The 3,183-nt window shown below is 59.8% G+C and carries 3 protein-coding genes and 1 pseudogene; all 4 read right to left on the bottom strand.

All coding sequences use genetic code 11. From position 1 onward, the window contains the following. A pseudogene (locus EN939_RS39345) lies at positions 1-282 on the bottom strand (hypothetical protein); the annotation flags it as partial. 554 nt (positions 283-836) lie between these two features. Continuing rightward, positions 837-2,261 carry a hypothetical protein gene (locus tag EN939_RS27035; protein WP_127270802.1) on the bottom strand — a complete coding sequence of 475 codons (1,425 nt, stop codon included), beginning with the start codon at positions 2,259-2,261 and terminating at the stop codon, positions 837-839. After that, positions 2,239-2,715: a hypothetical protein gene (locus EN939_RS27040; protein ID WP_027036518.1), complete on the bottom strand. Its 477-nt coding sequence runs from the start codon at positions 2,713-2,715 to the stop codon at positions 2,239-2,241. The genes EN939_RS27035 and EN939_RS27040 overlap by 23 nt, the downstream gene beginning before the upstream one ends. Continuing rightward, a complete protein-coding gene (locus EN939_RS27045) occupies positions 2,699-3,097 on the bottom strand; it encodes an HTH domain-containing protein (protein ID WP_127270804.1) in 399 nt (132 codons plus the stop codon). The genes EN939_RS27040 and EN939_RS27045 overlap by 17 nt, the downstream gene beginning before the upstream one ends. Between the last annotated feature and the right edge of the window lie 86 nt (positions 3,098-3,183).

Genomic DNA, 3,183 nt, shown 5'->3' on the forward strand with positions numbered 1-3,183 from the left:
AGGCAGGATCAAGCTGGTTGCGTTGTGGGTCAGCGTGAGAATGCCCGCGAACGTCAGGACGCGCTCGGCGCCAGCGGCCACAGTGCCGAAGGCGGTAATCGCGACGGTTCCGGTGACCGTAACCGCGACACCCGTCGCATTGGCAAGATTGACGGTTGCCGCCGATGCCATGTTGGTGCCGGCGGCGTTGAAATTGTCGCTGCCGCCTACGGCCGTCGCGGCGCCCGAGCCGCCAGCCGTCAGTGGCCTTGCCGCGTTGGCATCGGCGACAAGATCGGCCACAAGCGCGTTGTATTTCGCGCTTTCGATCGTTGTGTTCGGTGTTCCAGCGGTCCCCGGAGGGGCCGAATATACTCCACCAGCGCGAGGCATGGCCGCTCCAATTCTATTGGTCGGCGCTAGGGTGCTGGTGCCTCTACGAAAAGATAAGCTACTTGGATTGCGTCATTCGCCAAAGAACGACGCCACCATTAGAAAAAGTTTATCCCCTTGTATTCGTTCGGTTATTCTGTCGGATTGCCGCCCAATAATTTGGGAAACATTGACGATGCGCCTATCTACACCTTTATGAGGTGGTTCGGGAGAGCAGCCTGGACCGCTGCTCTCCCGACAACCGAGAAAGGAGGTGAAATCTTAAATGGCTGTCTGGGCCTATCTCACGCTGAGTTTGCTGCATGTCGCAAACGGCGTGATCTACTTCGTCCTCGCCTTCTTCGGGTAATCCGAAGTTGGTGTTTCCAACCTTAGACGGCAACCCCCAGCGCCGCAACTTTAGCGGATTCTGTATCGGGAGTCCTCGATAGGTGCTGCCCGCCGCTACCCGGCGGCGGGCAGTCTTAGCGATTGCCTCGACGACGCCTGACCATGGCGTCAACGGCTTCCTTCACCGACTGGTTGCTGCGGATTGAGCCGTCCGGCATAGCCTGGTAGGCGCCCTTGTCACCTTCAGACTTCACCACCGCAACTATTGCCTCACGCCATGCGAGGCCCAGATACCGGAAGGCGGACGCGTAGTGTTCGGCCCAGTTCTTCACCGGCACGTCCCGGAAGCATTTCTTGTCATCGTCCCACTCGCGGCGGAAAGCCTTCAGGCCCTCGATGCCATCGGCCACGCGCTCATTGTTTGCGAACCGGGCAAGCTTGATAGTCTGCCGGCCGGCATTCACCCCATCAGCAAAGCTCGCAATGCCGACCATCTTCGGCTTGCGACCATGATCCTTCAGCGTTTGCAGCCGCGTGCGAGCCGTTCCCCATTGCGGGTGCAGGATATCGTGCGGAACGTAGTCGTTGCCCTTGTAGCCCTGGTCGTCGAGCCATTTGCACCAGTCTGAGAGGTCTTCGCTGTCGGGTAGATAGAAATCGACGATAATGGGCGTACCGTCGATGACCTGAAAACACCAAATCGGATTGTTGGCCGCCTTGCCCAGGTCCCATACTGTATGAACCGGATAGGCCGGGTTGACCGCAATCGGACGACCAATGCGCCCGTCCCGCTCTGCCTTGGCAACTTCGGCGCCCCAATATGATCCGACGAGCGCGCCCGCGAACGAGCAATAGAATTCCTGGTCTATCAGGAGATCCGCAATCTCCTTGCCGAACAGGCCGGTATAGATCACCCGCTGCTCTTCAATGTCCTCTTCCGAAATCGCCTGTGTCGCGTCAACGCCCAGGACTTCGGTGAACCAGCCGCGCGGGTTCGACAGCGGATCAAAGGCGTTGCCCTTTGTGGCGTCCAGCATGCCCTTGGCGTGATTGTTGCCACGTGGCGTGGTGATGAACGAAGCCCAGCCGCCATTTTCCGCCAGGATGGGCGACAGGTACGCCCACGCCGCCGGCTTCGCCAATGCCCATTCCGAAAAGGTGATTCCGACTGGTGGCGATCCAACCAGGCTGTTGAAGTTGTCGCTGCCAACGACCTGGAAAGTCGACCCGACCTTGAAGCGGACAAACATTTCATTGTCATTCATGTTCTCGATTAGAGGCTCTGGGAAGGCCTCGAACAGCCGGCGCTTGCCCGAATGCGGGTTGATCGCGTTCCATATCGCCTTGCGCGCCTGGGCGGCCTCGGGGAGCATGTGCCAATACGTGCCGGGACGCTCATGGGCGGACACGGCATGCATGTTCAGATTTATCTCGTCCTTGCCGGCGCGGCGGTGCCAGAATAGGAGCTGGCGCTTACACCCCTGCTCCCACGTGTCCCATGCCTTCTTCTGATACCAGCGAGGCCGCCAGCCGGCGTTAGGTAGCTGGATTGTCGGCATTCGCCTGTGCTTCCTGGTCCGCCAGCTTCAGCACTTGAACCACTAGCGGGCCGCCCTCGCCGTCAGTGAGCGCCACCTTGGCGCCGTACTTCTTCGGCCGCATGCGCTCAGCAATCCATTTGCGCGTGTCGATGCGAAGCCGCGAGCGCTGGATGTTCTCGCTGTTGAGCTGTTCGGTGGTCGTTCCGTCGCCGTTGACCTTGGTCATGTAGTCGTTGCTGCTGTCGTCGGCGATATCCGGCATTTCGTCGACGTGGGTGTCTGCCTGGAGTTCGCGCGCCCGCGCGTACTGGTCAAAAAACGCTGCGCGGGCCGGATTGAGCAGCCAATTGAACACAGTCGCTTTCGACGGCATGTCGTCGGCTTCACAGATCGACCGCAGGCTGTTCCCCTCTGCCAGGCTCTGGCAAATGGTATCGGCTATCTCCTGGGTGAACTCACTTGGCCGTGCCATTGCCCGACTCCTTCAGCCTGATCTGCACAAGCCGCACATTGATGCCGAGCTGCTTCGAAATCTGTCGGGCTGACATGCCTAGCGCCTTCATGTCGTTGATCGCTTTCCGCCTTTGGAGGGCGAGGAGCCGGCCCCGGTGTTTGAAGGGCCGCTTTGCCCTGACATCACCCTTGTCTCGGGCTCGCTTCACGTATTGGACGACTGTGGTAGGCGAAATGTCTAGAGACTCTGCAATGGTCTCGTAGGTGCTCATCTCCTGGTACATGTCGAGCGCCTTGTTGCGGCGCCTGGTCACGATGTCGACCGCCTTCCCGCCCCTCTTGTTGAAGGACGAGTAGGCGTGGAACGGCAGCGGCGCGCGGTGAGGCTTTCGATGCTCCATCAGTTCTCCATTCATCGCGGCAACTGCCCGGATCGATTGTTCGCCTGCGGTCGGCGCAATGTCAGGATTTCGCTAGGCGTCAAAGG

The sequence above is a fragment of the Mesorhizobium sp. M7A.F.Ca.CA.002.05.1.1 genome (genome assembly GCF_003998335.1).
In the GTDB taxonomy this organism is placed as follows: Bacteria; Pseudomonadota; Alphaproteobacteria; order Rhizobiales; family Rhizobiaceae; genus Mesorhizobium.